This is a genomic window from Melioribacteraceae bacterium 4301-Me, assembly GCA_041538185.1.
GTDB classification, from domain to species: Bacteria; Bacteroidota; Ignavibacteria; order Ignavibacteriales; family Melioribacteraceae; genus Pyranulibacter; species Pyranulibacter aquaticus.
On record JBGORM010000002.1, the window covers coordinates 384,060 to 402,826 of the forward strand.

Genomic DNA, 18,767 nt, shown 5'->3' on the forward strand with positions numbered 1-18,767 from the left:
TTCATATTTTACTTTCTAAAATTATTTGTAAATTTTAAAAGCTTTTTAATGAAAGGAATAAACAATGCAATTAGATGTTCTTGTTTTTGCAGCTCACCCTGATGATGCTGAACTTGGAATGGGAGGAACAATAGCCAAACTCATCAATTCTAAAATTAAAGTTGGTGTAATTGATCTTTCTAAAGGTGAAATGGGAACTCGTGGCTCAGCTGAAACTAGAAAAAAAGAAGCACTTAAAGCAGCAAAAATTCTAAATCTTTCTTTAAGAGAAAATTTAGGAATAAAAGATGGCAGCATAAAGCTGAATGAAAAACATATTAACGCTGTTGTAAAAAAAATTCGCCAATATCAGCCGCAAATAATATTTGCACCTTATAAAAATGATAGGCACCCTGATCACATAGGGACAAGCAGAATTGTTAAAGAAGCCTTTTTTTATTCGGGACTTACAAAGGTGATAACTAAACTAAATGGAAAAATTCAAGTGCCTTATCGCCCCAAAAAAATTTTTTATTATATGCAAAACATTGAATTTTACCCTTCATTTGTCGTTGATATAAGTGACACTTTCCAAACAAAAATGGAGTCCGTTTTGGCTTATAAAACTCAGTTTTTTAATCCAGAAAGCAGAGAACCAGAAACTTTTATTAGTCAACCTAATTTTTTGAAATTTGTTGAAGCACGTGCTAAAAACTACGGTTTTAGGATAGGCAAAGATTACGGCGAGCCGTTTTATTCGGAGGATTTAATTGAACTTGATCTTTCAAATTATATCTTTAGCGGGGAGGTAAAATGAAAATTGCATTTATTGGTACCGGTTTAATGGGTTCTGCTATGATTAAAAATTTAATTGCAGATAGGTATCTATTAAATATCTATAACAGAACTAAGGCTAAAACTGATGAATTAAAAAATCTTGGCGCAATAGTAACAGATACGCCTAAACTTGCAATTGATAACTCTGAAATTGTTATTACTATGCTCTCTGATTACAGTGCCATCTCTTCTGTATTATTTACAAATGAAATAGTTTTTAAGGATAAGACTGTTATTCAAATGAGTACAATTGCACCAGATGAAAGTTTATTACTGAAAGAACGCATTGAAAAATTGCATGGAAATTATTTGGAAGCACCAGTCTTAGGTAGTGTTCCACAAATTCAAAATAGAACTTTGATCACTTTAATCGGTGCGACCGAGAAACAATATGAGAAATTTAAAACTTTGTTCGAAAGTTTTGGAAAAGATGTAATACTAATTGGAGAAGTAGGCAAAGCCTCTGCACTTAAACTTGCATTTAATCAATTAATTGCTGCTGAATGTGCAATGTTTAGCTTAAGCTTGGGATATGTTCGTAAAAAAGAAATTGAAGTTGATAAATTTATGTCGATATTAAAAAAAAGCGCATTCTTTGCCCCTTCTTTCGCAGCTAAATTGAATAATTATTTGAATGACAATTACTCTAATCCTCATTTCCCCCTAAAACACATGCTGAAAGATATTAACCTCGTTTATTCAGAACTGCAAAAGCAAAATATTAATACACTACCATTAGAAGGTGTGAAAAAAATTTTAGAACTATCGATAAAAAATAATTTGGATGATTTAGATTACTCTGCCATGTATAAAATTATTAATGACAAATAAATCTCTGGATAATTAATGGGAGTAACAAACGAGTTTAAACTAAAGACAAAACATATCAAGTTAACTGGGTTTTTATTAGCATGTCTTTTCTTCATATTATTTATGGTTCTTGTTAATTTTGATAAGTCACATCAAGCTGCGAAATTAGTTGCAGGCGTTGCTATTTTAATGTCTGTTTTATGGATTACTGAGGCAATTCCACTTGCTGTAACTTCTTTAATTCCTTTAGTGTTATTTCCATTTTTAGGCTTGCTTAGTGCTGAAGAGGTATCAAGGGCATATATAAATTCAACAATTTTTCTTTTTATGGGCGGTTTTCTGATTGCAATTGCAATGGAAAAATGGGGTCTTCATAAGAGAATCGCATTAAATTTAATTTCTGCTTTTGGAAAAAGTCCAGCTAAAATTATTATGGGATTTATGGTAGCAAGCGGCTTTATTTCCATGTGGATTTCAAATACAGCAACAGCAGTAATGATTTTGCCAATAGGTCTTGCAATTTTGTATAAATTGGAAAATGAATTTGGTCAAGAGAAAAGTCAAAAATTTTCTATAGCACTTATGTTGGGCATTGCCTATGCGTGTTCCATTGGTGGCATTGCAACTTTAATAGGTACACCGCCTAATTTAGTTTTCCAAAGGATTTATGCAATTACGTTTCCTCATCAACAGCAAATTATGTTTGGTGATTGGATGAAGTTTGGTGTGCCGCTTTCATTGGCGATGCTGATATTAGCTTGGTTTTTAATTACACAAGTTTTTTATAAGAGTGATAAAAGTTTAGTTATTGATGCTGGATTAATTAAATCAGAAAAAAAATCTCTTGGTAAAATGAGTTTCGAAGAAAAAGCTGTAGCAGTAGTTTTTATTCTAACTTCGTTATTATGGATATTTAGAGTAGAACTTAATCTTGGATTTGCAAAAATTCCTGGCTGGTCACAATTGTTTTCCAAAAGTAATATGATTGATGATGGCACTGTAGCTATAACCATGGGAGTAATTTTGTTTCTAATCCCTGTTAAAAACTATCAAAGTGGTGAAAACTTTATTCTTAGTGAAACTGCTATTAGAAAAATTCCTTGGGAGATAATTTTACTTTTTGGAGGTGGCTTTGCTTTGGCAGATGGTTTTGTTAAAAGCGGCTTATCTGAATTGATAGGTAATCAATTCGCCGGACTAAAACATTTCCCTGTAGTAATGCTTATAGCTGCTGTTTGTTTAGTTATTGTATTACTTACTGAGTTGACATCTAACACTGCAACAGCCCAAATTGTTTTACCTATCTTAGCTTCGCTTTCTATCGAATTGAATATTAATCCCTTTTTGTTGATGATACCTGCAACAATCGCTGCTTCAATGGCATTTATGCTGCCAGTTGCAACCCCTCCAAATGCAATTGTCTTTGGAAGCCAAAGACTTAAAGTTTTTGATATGCTTAAAGTGGGTATAGTGCTCGACTTAATTGGCGTAGTAATTATGACCGTTTTTATTTATTTCTACTTATCATAATGAACTGCTATTTAACTAACATTCAACAGAAAAACACATAGCATAATTAAAAAGATAAAATTGATTATGACAAAAATTATCTTGAAAAAGAACGAAGAGAAGCGAATAAAACAAGGACATCTATGGGTATTTAGCAATGAAATAGAAAGGCGAATGCATCTCATAAATGTGGATTTGCCCAAAAGTATCGATGATGAAAGTAAAGTACAAAATGGTGAGATTGTGGAGGTATATGACTATAAAAATAATTTTTTAGGATTGGGCTTTTTTAATAGTAACTCGCTCATTTCCATAAGAATGATTACGAATCAAAGGTATATTAATCTAAAAGAATTGCTTGAGGAGCGCCTTCTTGCTGCTTATGCCTTTAGAAAATTAGCTTATCCTGAAAGAAATTCATTCCGAATGGTCTTCAGCGAGAGCGATTTTATTCCCGGATTAATAATCGATAAATATAACAATACTTTTGTACTCCAGATTTATTCTGCTGGAATTCAAAAAAATATTGACATAATAATAGACATATTAAAAAATAGATTTAATGCTGAAAACATTTTTACCAAGAACGAACCCTATTTTAGAAAATTAGAGGGATTACCTGAAGAGGACCAAATTTTCTTAGGTAACAGAGCAGAAGAGATAATTAATATTAATGGAGTAAAGTTTAAAATAGACTTTGAGAACGCTCACAAGACAGGCTTTTATTTTGACCAGTGTGATAATAGAATTTTTACAGCAAGTTTTTGTAAAGATAAAGATGTTTTAGATTGTTTCTGTAATTCGGGCGGATTTGGACTTCATGCAATTAAAGAAGGGGCTAAATCAGTTGTTTTTGTAGATTCATCTATTCATGAAATTAAATCGGTTGAAGCAAATTATAAACTCAACAACTTTAACGCACAAATTGAACTCGTGTGTGAAGATGTGTTTAATTTTTTAGAGAAAACAGTGTTAAATGGTAATAAATTTGACGTAGTAATCTTAGACCCGCCAGCTTTCGCCAAAAAAAAGAAATCGCTGCCCCAGGCAATTAAAGGATACGAAAAACTAAATAAATTGGCTATGCAAGTTGTTAAAAATGGTGGTTTATTATTCACTTCTTCTTGCTCGTTCCATCTTAAAAAAGAAAATTTTCTTTTAGCCGTTAACAATGCATCACTTAAAGCAAAAAAGCATGTTCAAATGTTCTACTTTAATAATGCATCTAAAGACCATTTAGCATTACCCTCAATGGAAGAAACGGTCTATCTTAAATTTGCTTCATTTGTAGTTAGTTCATGAGTAAGTTTTTGCAGAATGGTGAGTAGATATAATTTATTATATTCGCATCCAGCAAGTTTTTAACTTAGCACAAAATTATTTTATCTTGATTAATGAATTCATTTTCTTGCAAGTACCATAATTAGTGTCTTCAATAATTAATTGAACACTTTATAAAGATTTTAATCTGATAATCCAAAGCAATGGGAACGAACTAAATATTAATTTTGTAGAAAACCCGTCAAATTTTTAGTAAAAAAGGAGGTTCGCTTGGAAATAACAGAGCTCAATGAAAAAATTAAAAGAGAAAGTGAATTTGTGGATGTTTTATTAAATGAAATTGGTAAGGCGATAGTAGGACAGAAATATATGGTAGAACGGTTGATAGTGGGACTTCTTTCAAACGGTCACATTTTACTTGAGGGGGTACCTGGATTAGCAAAGACTCTTGCGATTAAATCCTTAGCTGCATCAATGAAAGCTAAATTTCAAAGAATACAATTCACGCCGGATTTACTTCCAGCTGATTTAATTGGCACTTTAATATACAATCAAAAAGATGGAAATTTTACTATTAAGAAGGGGCCAATTTTTTCTAATTTTATTTTGGCTGATGAAATCAATCGTGCGCCAGCTAAAGTTCAAAGCGCTTTGTTGGAAGCAATGCAAGAAAGACAAGTTACAATTAGCGAAACTACTTTTCCCCTCGAAGAACCATTTTTAGTCTTAGCCACTCAAAATCCAATTGAACAAGAAGGAACTTATCCGTTGCCCGAAGCTCAAGTCGATAGATTTATGCTTAAAGTGAAAATTACTTATCCTACCAAAGAAGAAGAATTGAAAATAATGCGGCAAAATATTAGCGATTCAATGTTCAATAAAATTCAACCTGTTATTTCTCCAGAAACAATCTTAAAGGCTCGTAAGCTCGTGCAAGAAATTTATGTCGATGAAAAGATTGATAGATATATTTTAGATATAGTATTCGCTACACGTAATCCAAAGGACTATGGATTAGATGAACTGACTGAACTTATTAGTTATGGCGCTTCACCAAGAGCTACAATTAATTTAGCACTTGGTGCTAGGGCTTTGGCTTTTATAAAAAGAAGAGGTTATGTAATTCCTGAAGATGTAAGAAGCATCTGCATGGATGTTCTTAGGCATAGAGTTGCCGTTACATACGAAGCAGAAGCTGAAGAGATTTCATCTGAAAATATCATTCAAAAAATATTAAACAAAATTGAAGTGCCGTAAATGAAAAAACTATTTTGAAGTCTTATCATCTCTTCGAGTGAAAGACTGCAACATAATTAAAATTTACTTATAAGGTATGCTTACAAAAGAATTGTTAAAGCAGGTTCGACAAATTGAAATTCGAACCAGGGGTTTAGTCAATGAGGTTTTTTCCGGTGAGTACCATTCGGTATTTAAGGGAAGGGGTATGGAGTTTTCTGAAGTTAGAGAATATCAAGTTGGAGATGATATTAGAAGCATAGACTGGAATGTTACGGCTAGATTTGGGCATCCATATGTAAAAATCTTTGAAGAAGAAAGAGAGCTTACTGTTATGCTTCTTGTTGATATGAGCGGATCTCTTTCATTTGGTAGCGTCGAAAAAACAAAACAACAAATTGCCGCCGAACTTAGCGCTATTCTTGCTTTCTCCGCTCTAAAAAATAATGATAAGGTAGGACTGATTTTATTTACAAATCAAATTGAAAAATTTGTCCCGCCAAGAAAGGGTAGAAGCCACGTTCTTAGAATAATAAGAGAAGTTTTGTCTTTTATGCCTACAGGCAACAAAACGAGCATAAAAACTGCTCTTGAATATTTTAATCACGCTGTTAAAAAACGCTCAATAGTTTTTTTAATATCAGACTTTATTGATTTGGGATATGAAAAAATTTTAAAGATTGTTGGTGAAAAGCATGATTTAATTGGGATAGTATTAGACGATAGAAGAGAAAAAGAACTACCCAAAGTAGGCTTAGTAAAATTCCGAGATGCAGAGACAGGTGAAATTAGGTATATAGATACAACTTCAGAGGATGTTATTAAATGGTTCAAGCAAGTAAATAAACAACGCGAACAGAACAGAAAGGCATTGTTTTTATCAAGTAACCTGGATTCTATCGAAATTAATACTTCCTCTTCGTATGTAAAGCCTTTAGTGGATTTTTTTAAAATGAGAGAGAGAAGATGGTGAAGATTTTACGAGTCTTACTTCTCCTTCTGTTCTATTCTTATATTGTTAGTGCACAGTCGATTCGCGTTAGCGCTTATTCGGATACATCAAATTATAATGTTGGTGATTACATTAATTATCATATCGATATTGTTCGGGGGAAAAATGTAAAAATTTTTGTGCCGAATTTCGTCGATTCACTTAAAGGTGTCGATTTTATAGAACAAAAGCCCACTTATTCAGAGGAAAGTAATAATCAAATTGTTGAAAAATATGTTTTTGTTTTTTCAAAGTATGATTCGGGTAAAGTAACCATTCCTCCTATTAAAATTTTTTATACTGAAGGAAGCGACACCTCCAAAAAATACTTAGTTACTAATTCTGTTTCATTCATAGTTCATACTTTACCTGTAAAGCAAAATGAAGATATTAAAGACGTAAAAGCCCCGCTTAAAATTAAGTTGAATATTTTATTAATAGTTACTCTTATTATTGTTTTATTACTTTTGCTAGCCGCGTTATTCTTTGGCTACAGATATTATAGAAAAAGGAAATTAAGCAGGGCAACAGCAACATCAGTAGTATCAGTGCCGCCACACGAGATTGCGATTTCAGCTTTGCGCAGTTTAGAGGATAGAAAGCTTTGGCAGCAAGGATTAATAAAAGAATATCACAGCGAAATAACTGAGATAATAAGACGTTACTTTGAAGCCCGCTTTGGTATACTGGCAATGGAACAGCCTTCATCAGAATTGTTGGCTGAACTGAGCAAAATAAAAGAAGCAGAAGTAATTTATAATAAAACTAAAGAGTTTTTAACTAATGCTGATATGGTGAAGTTTGCTAAATTTCAACCCATGCCATCAATTAACGAAGAAATGATGAAACAAGCTTACGAAATAGTAAAAAATACAATTCCTGTATCAGTCGAAGAAAATAACCTGGTGATAAAAAATGTTCAATAATGTGAGCTTTGCATATCCTGTATTTCTCTATCTTTTAATTTTATTACCGATTATTTTCTATTATTATTGGAAAAAGAAAAATAGCATTACTCCAGATTTAACTTTTTCATCATTAGAAATTTTTAAGGAGCTTAAACCAACTACAAAGGAAAAACTAAAACATGTACCAGCTGTTTTAAGAACGCTTTCTCTTGGTTTTTTAATAGTAGCATTGGCAAGGCCACAAACATTCTCGTCAGGACAAAATATTTTTACTGAAGGAATAGATATAGTAATGCTGCTTGATATTTCTGGCAGTATGCTTGCTGAAGATTTTAAACCTAACCGCGTAGAAGCCGCAAAAAATGTAATAGACGATTTTATTGAAGGAAGAGTGTCGGATAGAATTGGTCTTGTTGTTTTTGCGCGTGATAGTTTTACTCAATGCCCTTTAACTATTGATTACACAGTTTTAAGAAATTTATTAAAACAAATTCATACTGGTATGATTGAAGATGGTACAGCTATAGGTAATGCAATTGCAAACGGGGTAAATAGACTTAAAGATAGCAAAGCCAAAAGTAAAGTTATGATATTATTAACTGACGGTGTTAATAATGCGGGCGAAGTTGACCCTATCACTGCAGCTCAAATTGCCGCAAAATTTGGTATTAGGATTTATACAATAGGTGTTGGTACAATGGGCGAAGCACCTTATCCATTTCAAACACCTTTTGGTATACGATACCAAATGGTGCCAGTAGAAATTGATGAAAACTTGTTGCAGCAAATTGCCTCGATAACAGGTGGCAAATATTTCCGAGCTACTAATAATCAAAAATTGAAAGAGATTTATTCGTCTATTGATAAACTTGAAAAAACAAAAGTTGAGGTTACTTCTTATAGACATGCAACCGAATTGTTCTATAACTGGGTTGGTGCTGCTATTATTCTTTTATTTTTTGAATTTGTTTTAAATAGAACTTATTTAAGAAAATTACCTTAAGTAATATGTTTCGATTTGCTCATCCTGAATTTCTTTACCTTTTTCTTTTGCTGCCAATAATGATTGGCTTGTATTGGCTTACATTTACGAAGCAAAATAAAATGCTTTCTTTCTTTATCGGTGAAAAACTCCATAAAATTTTATTCCCTAATAGAAGTATTTTTAAATCCCATCTTAAATTCTTTTTGACGCTTTTTGCTTTCTCGCTTCTTATATTTGCTTTTGCTAACCCGCAAATTGGTACTAAAATAGAAGACGTGAAACAAGTTGGCATTGATGTTTATATTTGTCTCGATGTTTCATTAAGTATGACAGCTGAAGATGTAAAACCAAACCGATTAGAAAAAGCTAAATATGAAATATCTCAGCTAATGCAAAAACTAAACGGCGACAGGATAGGCTTAATAATTTTTGCTGGGCAGGCGTATGTACAGTTTCCGTTGACTTCTGATTATTCAGCTGCAAATTTATTTTTATCTGCAGTTAATACTAATAGCGTTCCGCAACCCGGTACAGCTATAGCATCTGCAATTGAACTTGCAACAAAATCATTTAATTATAATGACCAAACAAAGAAAGCAATTATTGTTATAACTGACGGTGAAGACCACGAAGGCGATATTGATAAAGCAGTCGATGAGGCTGTATCAAAAGATATTATGATTTATACTATTGGCTTCGGCTCGCCGACCGGTGTACCTATACCAATTTACGATTCTTCGGGAAATCAAATAGGTTACAAGAAAGACGCTCAAGGTAATATTGTATTGACCAAACTTGACCAATCAATACTGCAGGAAATTGCTCAGAAAGGTAATGGTAAATTTTATCTGGGCTCCAATAATCAAGATGAGCTTGATAAAATTTACAAAGATCTTTCAAATATTGAGAAGAGTGAATACGGTACAAAAAAAATCACTGATTATGAAGACCGTTTTTATTATTTACTTTTTTTAGCTTTATTAATTCTTATTGTTGAATTTTTTATTCCGTTAAATAAGTCAAAACTTTTTGCAAGATTAGAAAGTATAAGTGAAAAAAAATAAGAACTATGTTGTTAAGAGAAATAAATATCGCCTGTATTCTTTTGTTTTTCTTTTTGATTAATATTAATGCACAAAGTATAAGGTCGCTAAATAATCAGGGAGTTGAACTCTACAGTCAAAAAAAATATTCTGACGCTGAGGTAAATTTTAGGAAATCTTTAGAAAAAGATTCAAAGTTATTTAAGGGTTATTTTAATTTGGGCGATGCGCTTTACAAACAAGGTCGCTATGATGAGGCAGCTCAGCAATTTAAAAATGCCTTAAGTTTAGCAAAAGATAAAGACGAAAAAGCTAAAGCGTTTCATAACCTTGGAAATGCTTTGTTAAAAAATGATAAATTAAACGAGAGTATCGAGGCTTATAAAAATTCACTTAAACTTAATCCCAACGACTATGATACAAAATATAATCTATCATACGCATTAAGCAAGTTAAGACAGCAACAGAACCAAAATAAGAATGACAACAAAAACCAAAACAAAAATAATAACCAAAAGCAAAATCAACAGAACCAGAAAAACGATAACAATAAACAAAACAAAGACCAAAGGAATGATCAGCAGCAAAATCAACACCAGAATCAACAGAATAAACAAAACTCACAAGGTCAATCAAAGAATCAAATATCTAAAGAAGAAGCTGAAAGAATTTTAAATGCACTTAAAAATAATGAGGCTGAAATACAAAAACAGCTTAAGAGAAATCAAGGTAAACCTATAAAGACCGATAAAGATTGGTAATTTGGAAACAAGAAAACTCTATGAAAGAAAAAAATAAAATAGCAAAGTTCTTATACCTTTTCTTTTGGTTTGCTTTAATTGTTCAGCTTAAAGCACAACAATTTACTGCATCAGTTGACAGAACCACAGTAGGCGAGAACGAAACTTTTCAAGTAGATTTTACGTTTAGTGCTTCCGATATTAATGGTATAAGCAATTTCAAACCGCCTGCTTTTTCTAATTTTAAAATTCTTTCAGGACCTAATCAATCAACGAGCATGCAATTTATTAATGGGACTTCTTCTGCATCTGTTACTTATTCATATATTTTAACTCCATCATCTGTGGGAGAATTTGAGATAGGACAAGCTACTGTATCTTATAAAGGCAAAAATTATTTTACCAACCCATTAAAAGTAAAAGTAATTAAAGGCACTACTCAACCAAATCGCACTTCCAACGATACTGGGATATCTACAAATGAAATTGCTAAAAATTTATTTATTGTCGCAGAAGTAGATAAAAAAAGAGCATATCTGGGCGAACAAGTTACAGTAACATATAAACTTTATACACGATTAAATATTTCATCGCCTCAGATTGCTAAGCTGCCTACTTATGAGGGTTTTTGGGCAGAGGAAATTGATATGCCTAATACCATAAATTTTGATGTGGGTATGTACAATGGTGAGAGATACCGTGTAGCAAAACTTAAAGAAGTAGCGCTCTTTCCGTCTAAAACCGGCAAACTAAAAGTAACTCCCTTTGAACTAAATATACCTGTGATTGTTAGAAAAAAAAGCAGAGGCAACAATTTTTTTGATGACTTTTTTAACGACTCTTTTTTTGGCACGACGCAAACCGTGAACTACGAGGCGAAATCCAATACAGTAGAAATACAGGTAGATCCCCTCCCATCGGAAAATGTCCCTAAATCTTTCAATGGCGCGGTAGGTAATTTTTCACTTAAGGCAAGTGTTGACAAAAATAACGTTCAAACCAATGAAGGATTTACATTGAGAATTGTAGTAAGCGGGACAGGTAATTTTAAATTGCTTAACCTCCCGCAGTTAATTTTACCTGCTGGTTTTGAAAAGTATGACCCTAAGGTAATTGAAAATATTAATCGTACTAAGACTATTAGCGGACAAAAAATATACGACTATTTGATTATTCCACGTACTCCCGGTGAAAAAGAAATTCCTCCAATTGAGTTTTCTTATTTTAACCCAACAACTAAAAGGTATGTTACGCTGACTACCTCATCCTTTAAAATTAATGTTACAAAAGCTGCAGGAGAATATACTTCAATTTCGCCAGGTTTGTCGAAGGAGGATATTAAGCTTTTGAGCGAAGATATACGATATATAAAAACTTCTGATTTTAATTTAAAACCTAAAGAAGAAACATCAATTATAAAAAATTGGTTTTGGGCTGGAGTGATTGTTCCCATAATTACTTTTATTGGTGTAATTGGATTTGTAAAAAGAAGAGAAAAAATATCGAGTAACCTTGCTTTGCTTCGTTTTCAAAAAGCAGAGAAATCTGCTAAACAAAGGCTTAGAATTGCAAAAAAAGCATTGGATAATAATGATATAAAAAATTTCTACAGTGAATTATCACAAGCTTTATTTGGTTACTTGGAAGATAAATTAAATATTCAAAAATCTGAGTTTACCCTTGACCTTGCCTTAAATAAACTTGCCGAAATGAATATTGACCAAGTTTACATTGAAAAGACAAAATCCTTAGCTGAAAAATGTGAATTAGCTCGTTTTGCTCCTGTGAATAACATGGATAATATTTTAGATGTGTACAACGAGTCTGTTAAGTTAATTGTAAATCTTGAAAATTCAATTGAACAGAGGAGAAGAAAAAAATGATTCTTAAATTCTCTTATAAGATTTTAATTTTTTTCTTCTTTGTAATTTTTTCAGTAAGTGCAGTTTATTCGCAATCAGTCGAACAATTGATGAAGCAGGGCAACGATTTGTACCAAAAAGGTGATTACGAGCAGGCAATTAATATGTATTCTGAAATTTTGAACAAGGGTTATGAAAGTGCACCATTATACTACAACTTAGCTAATGCTTATTTTAGAGCTAATAAATTAGGGCTTGCAATCTTATACTATGAAAAAGGATTAAAATTAAAACCTGATGATGAGGATATTCAATACAATTTAAAAATTGCTAATTCGAGAACTGTAGATAAAATACAAGAATTGCCTAAGCTGTTCTTTGCCCAATGGTGGGAAATTTTAATAACCTCCCTTTCAATTAACGCTCTATCAGTTTTATTAATAATTGTATTTATTGCTTTTTTATCATCTGTTGCGGTTTATCTGCTTTCAAAAAATTTCAGATTGCAAAGAGCTTCATTTTTTAGCGGCTCAATAATTCTTGCGTTGCTAATTATTGTCTTAATTGTCTTTATAGCACGTATAAACCGGGAAACTTCATCTAACTACGCAGTTTTAATTGAACCTTCTATTACTGCTAAGATAGCACCAGACGAAAAAAGTAGTGATGCATTTCTTATTCATGAAGGCATAAAATTTCAGCTTTTAGACCACGTCAACGGCTGGTCTGAAATTAAACTTAATGATGGTAAAATAGGATGGTTGCCAGATAATTCTTTTGGAAAAATTTAATCCAAAGATTCAGTGTTATTGGTTTTAGACCTATTTCTGTGGGCGAGTTTTTCAATAAGCTAAAAATGTTTATTTTTTCTTTACCATGTTATTAAGATTAAAAAAGGATATGGTGTTATAATGATTCGCCGCTTTGAGGTAACTAAGCCTTAAACGTAAGAAGTAATTAACATTATTAGCACGCCGTGAATGGTTGATCCTTCCAATACTCAGAGTGATTAGCCTTATTGCTTTATTGTTTAAAGTGACTGCAATAACAATTCTTACGAAGATTTAAGACTGCACTCAATTGATGGTATGTGTAATTACGCAATAAATTTTCCTAAGATTTTTATTTGTTATTTAATAAGCAGTTTAATTAACATTAACTGCTGTTTGCCAGTTCAAAGGCAAATTTCACTGCTGTCCAAAATAATTTTGAAATCAAATCCCGAAGGGATGAATTACCAAATAAATTTAGAAAACTTCATGATTTTGGACTATTCTACTTGTCTTGTAAATCAATCCCTATCTCGTCCCTACGGGACTTTTAACTTTAGTTTGATATTTATTTATTCTATAACTATATAATCCCTAAAGGGATTACATTGGTTTATGCATAATCAAGGCTTTATTGTCCAGTCAGGACAAAATATTTATAGGATAAAGAACAAAGAAATAGATTAAGTCCCTTTAGGGACGAAATAAAAAATATATTGGACAGATATGGCAAGTTTATTAAAAATTTGGACTTAGTCTTTCGGTTTTGAATAAAGTTTTTGTATCTTGAAATAGATTTATTTTATTAAAAACATATCACATTTAAGAAAGGTTGAACTTATGAAGAAGAAAATAATTGGCAGTGCGATATTATTGTTAATTCTTTTTCTTGGTGCAGTACCAACATCTAATGAGCTGCACAGCAATAAACACAGGTTTAATAAATGCCCTTACTTAAATCAAATTGGTTGGGGAGATAGCGACTCTTTAGTTTGTCCATATATGCAATATCGAATTGAAAATTTTAATTACGAAAAGCAAGATTGTCCTTTTATGAATGAATATCCATACCTTAACGAACGTTTAAATAAATCTTTAGAGTGTCCTTATTTAAACAAAAAACACCAGAGGAAGTATATTTTAGAAAAAGAGATTTTTATCGATGACTTTTTGAAGAATACTTAATAAAATTTTTGTATTCACTAATATTAATTAATACCTGCTAATTTTTTTTCTTAGTAACGATGGACAATAATATTAATGCTAAAAAATACAATAATATAAAACTTGTCGTAGGTATTACCGAAGCTATTCTTTCTTTTATTTTGCTTTTTCTTTTTATCAAATTAGGATGGAGTAAGTACTTAGAGAATTCAATACGAATTTATTTTCAGAATAATTATTTGGTTTTTCTTGTGTTTATTGTAATTACCGGCATTGTAGTTAACTTGATTTTTTCTCCGTTTAGTTATTATACAGGATTTTATTTGGAGCACAAGTACGGATTGTCTAATCAAACTTTTTATCAATGGATTTGGGAAAATTTTAAAAGCGCTCTTGTGGGTGGACTTATAGGTCTGCCGCTCCTCTTACTGTTTTATTTTATATTAAATACGTTTGGAAATCTATGGTGGCTTCCGTTTGCTGTGATTTTGTTTTTTGTCTCGGTTATACTTGCTCAAGTAGTACCAATTTTAATTCTCCCTCTTTTTTATAAGGTTACACCTATTAACAATAATGATGTAGAAAAAAGAATTAAAGAGCTTTCAAAGCAAAGTGGACTTGATGTTAAAAATGTGTATCAATTTAATATGAGTAAAAATACTAAAAAGGCTAATGCAGCGTTTAGTGGACTTGGAAAAACCAAGAGAGTATTGCTCGGAGATACTTTACTTAATAATTATTCAAGTGACGAAATTGAAACTGTCATTGCTCACGAGCTAGGTCATTATAAACACAAGCATATCATTAAGAACATTGCAATAGGAACATTCTTTAGTTTTGTAACTTTATTTTTACTTGCTGAGTTGTATCAAATTTCTATAGCATGGTTTGGCTTTAGCTCTATTACACAGATATCAGCACTACCAGTAATTGCATTGTGGGGTATGTTAATTGCACTTATCGAAACTCCAATTTCAAATTATATCTCAAGAAAATTTGAATATCAAGCAGATGAATATGCTGTGCTTGTTACAAAGAAAAAGGAAGCCTTTTTAAATACATTAAATAAGTTAACTAATCAAAATTTAGCTGATCGTGAACCCCATCCTTTTGTGGAATGGTTTTTTTACAGTCACCCTTCAATTAAAAAACGTGAAAAGCATATACAAAAGCTTAGTTAAACCCAAATTTTCCACTAGCCTGCTGGCAGGTTAATAAAATGGGAATCCATCACTTCGTGAAAGGCGGGTTAGATTTTATGATAAAAATTTTGAAAAAAAGCCAAAATGATCTTATAAGATTATTTTTGTTCTTGTTAATGCAAATTTCTTTTGGCTAAATATCTATTATTTTTATTAGGAATGAGATTTATCTTATATGTTATTTATGTTAAAACTTGGCTTTCTATCTCATAAATCTTAAAGACTTTTTTCGTTCTTAATAGTCAATCCCATATATTTTAGTGGAATTATTAATATTAATTTTATCATTATATTTGTATTGAACTAAGAGATATTTATTTGTGAATAAAAACAAATTAGGTGGGATAATTTTAACTAAGCTGCAATTGGGATTAGCGATTGTTATTTTATTGTTAATAGGTTCATGCAGTTTTGATAAAAACGCTTCTCCCAGCGCACCAGTTTTGACGAATAATCTAATTCCACAAAGCCCATCACCAGCTAACAATTCGACTGAGGAGTTGCTAGTAGTTAACCTGAAATGGGAGTCTGCAGCAGATAAATTTGATGTTTATTTCGATAGAAAAAACCCTCCCAATATATTAATTGCCAAAGATACAACAGCAAAAAAATTACTTCTAACAGGCTTGCAGTATGATACAAAATATTACTGGAAAGTTGTTGCTAAAACAATTTCAGGTTCAGAAGTAGAAGGACCAGTTTGGAATTTTACTACTATTGCTAAAAATATAAGTCAATTAAATGGGTATGCTTTTGTAAATTATGACGTAACTACAATGCCCCCTAATACAGTCAAAATTTTGTTTCAGGTAATTGATTTGAGCGGGAAAGGAATTACAAATCTAACTGAAAGTGATTTTGAAGTCTATGAAGACGGCGAGCCCATATCCATTTCTGAATCTGAGTTAAACATAAAAAAGAGAGAACAAATTCCTTATAATATTTATACCGTTTTAATGCTTGATAACAGTACTAGCTTAAAGGACAGCATAGAAACTGTTCGTATGAGTGTACATAGTTTGATTAACAATTTATTGAAAAACCAACTTGTTTCTATTTATTCTTTTTCTGAAAGTCAATATAAACTACAAGATTTTACTTCAGATACTACCGTTTTATTAAATGCACTTAACAATTATCAATTAGGATTTTCCACAACAGATTTGTATGGTTCCGTTATAAAGGGTGCTTCATTGTGGAAGGATTCCTATCAAAGAGATAGTATTTCTCAAGGATGTATGGTAATATTTACAGACGGTAAAGATACACAAGGTTCTCACACTTTAGCCGAAGCATTAAATTCAATTAGTAACAAGATTGTTTTTACCGTTGGAGTTGGCAGCGAGCTGAACCCTGAAGTTTTAACTAGAATAGGAACTGGAGGTTTTTTTAGAGCTGCTGACTTGAACGATTTAGAGAAGGAATTTATTGATATTCAGAATAAAGTTTTAAATTATGCTAACAGCTTTTATTTGCTTACATATCAAAGTCCTAAAAGAGGCAATAAGGAACATACATTGTATATCAAAATAAAGAATAATAACTATTCTGGAGAAAGTTCTACATTAATTGCAACGTATAACAGTAATGATTTTTCTTCAAAAGCTATAGTGCTTAACAAATAAGTTTTACTTAATAAATTTAAGGGAAGGTTAACAATGCCTGTAACTTTAACTGACGTTGAAAAAATAGCAAAGCTTGCAAAGCTTCGGTTCAGCGAAGAAGAGCTCAAGAGTTTAACGAAAGACATGAACAAAATACTTGACTATATGGATAAGTTAAACGAATTAGACACGACTAACGTAGAGCCTTTATTAAATCCAATCTCGAATGAAAATGTTTTTAGAGAAGATAAATTGGTTGAATCAATTCCTACCGAAGAAGCATTAAAAAATGCACCTGACAGAACGGATGTTTATTTTCGTGTACCAAAAGTAATTTCAAAGGAATGATAAGTATAAAATGATAATCGGAATAATACCTGCCAGGTTTGGTTCTACCCGATTAATGGGGAAACCATTAGCGGATATAGGTGGCAAGCCGATGATTCAGCATACATATTTAAATGCAAAAAAATCTAAACTGCTGGATAAAGTTGTTATAGCTGTTGACGACGAGAAGCTATATGAAGTTGCAAAAAGCTTTGGCGCTGAAGTTTATTTAACACCTAAAGATATTTCAACCGGGTCCGATAGAATAGCCTTTGTAGCAGAAAAACTTAAAGACGCAGAAATAGTTGTAAACATACAAGGTGATGAACCTTTTATTCAACCTAGGATGATAGACCAAGCAATTGAACCGTTACTTTTTGACCGAAAAGTGAATGTCTCTACTCTTGCAAAAAGAATTACTTCAGTTGAAGAATTAAAATCGCCCTCAGTTGTAAAGGTTGTATTTGATTACCATAACTTTGCACTTTATTTTTCAAGAGCACCAATTCCTTTTGTTAGAGATGCAAGAACTAATTTGGACCGAATTGGTTCAGCAGAAATTTATAAACATATCGGTTTATACGCCTACAGAAAAGAATATTTATTAAAATTCACTTCGTTAAAACAAACTGACCTTGAAAAAATTGAGCACTTAGAACAACTTAGAATGCTTGAAAATGGGTTTAAAATAAAGATTGTTGTAACAGAGCTTGAAAGTATTTCAGTTGATACCCCAAAAGATTTAGAGATAGCACGTAAATATTATGAAAAATATATTAAACCAAATGAGAAGATGACTAAAGCAAAATAGGCCGGTGTTCAATTGTCTTTTCAGAATAGAGGTGTTATTTTTGCAATAAAAGTGAAATTATATTAATAAAGCTATGGAACGAAAAATCAGAGTGTTAATTGCAAAAGCTGGATTAGATGGGCATGATAGAGGTGCAAAAGTAGTAGCTGCTGCTTTGCGAGATGCTGGTATGGAGGTGATTTATACAGGCTTACGTCAAACACCAGAAATGATCGTTGAAGCTGCAATTCAAGAAGATGTGGATGCAATTGGTATTAGCATCCTTTCAGGTGCCCATATGACAATCTTTCCTAAAGTTCTTGAGCTGATGAAAAACAGAAACTTGAACGATGTATTATTATTTGGCGGAGGCATTATTCCAGAGGATGATTTGCAAAAATTAAAATCTATTGGCGTAGGAGAACTTTTTACCCCAGGCACCTCTACCACAGAAATAATTAAGTACTTAAAAGACTGGGTTGAAAAACATCCCAAAAATTAGTTGGCTTTCCATAGTATGAAGTAGTCTTTTTTGTACTTAAATTTATAGTTTGTTCGAACTTTTCTATTTTTGAGCGGAAGATTAATTTGAAATCGAATTCTACTTTTTAGTGTTGACTTTTACCACTTAGTTTATAAACTCAACATTTACTTCTGTTGTTTACAGATTATCCTTCTTACTTAATTCTTGCTGCTTTTGTTTTGATTATCTTTGTTTTTAATATCTTT

Annotated in this window: 18 protein-coding genes; all 18 read left to right on the forward strand. The window is 31.9% G+C overall.

Going from position 1 to position 18,767, the window contains the following annotated elements; translation table 11 throughout:
- Positions 1-64: 64 nt before the first annotated feature.
- The 18 genes from bshB1 (at position 65) to ABRY23_05185 (ending at position 18,540) form a co-directional block, all read left to right on the forward strand.
- A complete protein-coding gene (gene bshB1, locus ABRY23_05100) occupies positions 65-796 on the forward strand; it encodes a bacillithiol biosynthesis deacetylase BshB1 (protein ID MFA3782425.1) in 732 nt (243 codons plus the stop codon).
- Positions 793-1,647, forward strand: coding sequence for an NAD(P)-dependent oxidoreductase (locus ABRY23_05105; protein ID MFA3782426.1), 855 nt, complete (start codon positions 793-795; stop codon positions 1,645-1,647). The genes bshB1 and ABRY23_05105 overlap by 4 nt, the downstream gene beginning before the upstream one ends.
- 15 nt (positions 1,648-1,662) lie before the next feature.
- Positions 1,663-3,156 (forward strand): DASS family sodium-coupled anion symporter, encoded by a 1,494-nt coding sequence (locus ABRY23_05110; protein MFA3782427.1) that lies wholly within the window; start codon positions 1,663-1,665, stop codon positions 3,154-3,156.
- Positions 3,157-3,222: 66 nt separating this feature from the next.
- Positions 3,223-4,437, forward strand: a complete 1,215-nt coding sequence (locus tag ABRY23_05115; protein ID MFA3782428.1) for a class I SAM-dependent rRNA methyltransferase — start codon at positions 3,223-3,225, stop codon at positions 4,435-4,437.
- A gap of 249 nt (positions 4,438-4,686) precedes the next feature.
- Positions 4,687-5,673 carry an AAA family ATPase gene (locus ABRY23_05120; GenBank protein ID MFA3782429.1) on the forward strand — a complete coding sequence of 329 codons (987 nt, stop codon included), beginning with the start codon at positions 4,687-4,689 and terminating at the stop codon, positions 5,671-5,673.
- A 76-nt stretch (positions 5,674-5,749) separates the two neighbouring features.
- The gene (locus ABRY23_05125) at positions 5,750-6,625 is read left to right on the forward strand and encodes a DUF58 domain-containing protein (protein MFA3782430.1); all 876 of its coding nucleotides are present in this window, start codon (positions 5,750-5,752) and stop codon (positions 6,623-6,625) included.
- The gene (locus ABRY23_05130; GenBank protein MFA3782431.1) at positions 6,619-7,569 is read left to right on the forward strand and encodes a hypothetical protein; all 951 of its coding nucleotides are present in this window, start codon (positions 6,619-6,621) and stop codon (positions 7,567-7,569) included. Before ABRY23_05125 ends, ABRY23_05130 begins: the two co-directional genes overlap by 7 nt.
- A 1-nt stretch (position 7,570) precedes the next feature.
- Positions 7,571-8,554, forward strand: a complete 984-nt coding sequence (locus ABRY23_05135) for a VWA domain-containing protein (GenBank protein ID MFA3782432.1) — start codon at positions 7,571-7,573, stop codon at positions 8,552-8,554.
- Positions 8,555-8,559: 5 nt separating this feature from the next.
- Entirely contained in the window at positions 8,560-9,600 is a 1,041-nt protein-coding gene (locus tag ABRY23_05140) for a VWA domain-containing protein (GenBank protein ID MFA3782433.1), read from the forward strand.
- A 5-nt stretch (positions 9,601-9,605) separates the two neighbouring features.
- Entirely contained in the window at positions 9,606-10,340 is a 735-nt protein-coding gene (locus ABRY23_05145) for a tetratricopeptide repeat protein (GenBank protein MFA3782434.1), read from the forward strand.
- 20 nt (positions 10,341-10,360) lie between these two features.
- Entirely contained in the window at positions 10,361-12,202 is a 1,842-nt protein-coding gene (locus tag ABRY23_05150; protein ID MFA3782435.1) for a BatD family protein, read from the forward strand.
- Positions 12,199-12,972: a tetratricopeptide repeat protein gene (locus ABRY23_05155; protein ID MFA3782436.1), complete on the forward strand. Its 774-nt coding sequence runs from the start codon at positions 12,199-12,201 to the stop codon at positions 12,970-12,972. The genes ABRY23_05150 and ABRY23_05155 overlap by 4 nt, the downstream gene beginning before the upstream one ends.
- Positions 12,973-13,791: 819 nt before the next feature.
- Complete coding sequence (locus ABRY23_05160) at positions 13,792-14,136, forward strand: hypothetical protein (GenBank protein MFA3782437.1); 345 nt, start codon at positions 13,792-13,794, stop codon at positions 14,134-14,136.
- A gap of 59 nt (positions 14,137-14,195) precedes the next feature.
- The gene (locus tag ABRY23_05165) at positions 14,196-15,296 is read left to right on the forward strand and encodes a M48 family metallopeptidase (protein MFA3782438.1); all 1,101 of its coding nucleotides are present in this window, start codon (positions 14,196-14,198) and stop codon (positions 15,294-15,296) included.
- 341 nt (positions 15,297-15,637) lie between these two features.
- The gene (locus ABRY23_05170; protein ID MFA3782439.1) at positions 15,638-16,942 is read left to right on the forward strand and encodes a VWA domain-containing protein; all 1,305 of its coding nucleotides are present in this window, start codon (positions 15,638-15,640) and stop codon (positions 16,940-16,942) included.
- A gap of 33 nt (positions 16,943-16,975) precedes the next feature.
- Positions 16,976-17,269: an Asp-tRNA(Asn)/Glu-tRNA(Gln) amidotransferase subunit GatC gene (gatC, locus tag ABRY23_05175; GenBank protein ID MFA3782440.1), complete on the forward strand. Its 294-nt coding sequence runs from the start codon at positions 16,976-16,978 to the stop codon at positions 17,267-17,269.
- A 10-nt stretch (positions 17,270-17,279) separates the two neighbouring features.
- Positions 17,280-18,059 (forward strand): 3-deoxy-manno-octulosonate cytidylyltransferase, encoded by a 780-nt coding sequence (gene kdsB, locus ABRY23_05180; protein ID MFA3782441.1) that lies wholly within the window; start codon positions 17,280-17,282, stop codon positions 18,057-18,059.
- Positions 18,060-18,132: 73 nt separating this feature from the next.
- Complete coding sequence (locus ABRY23_05185) at positions 18,133-18,540, forward strand: cobalamin B12-binding domain-containing protein (GenBank protein MFA3782442.1); 408 nt, start codon at positions 18,133-18,135, stop codon at positions 18,538-18,540.
- The last annotated feature ends 227 nt before the right edge of the window (positions 18,541-18,767 follow it).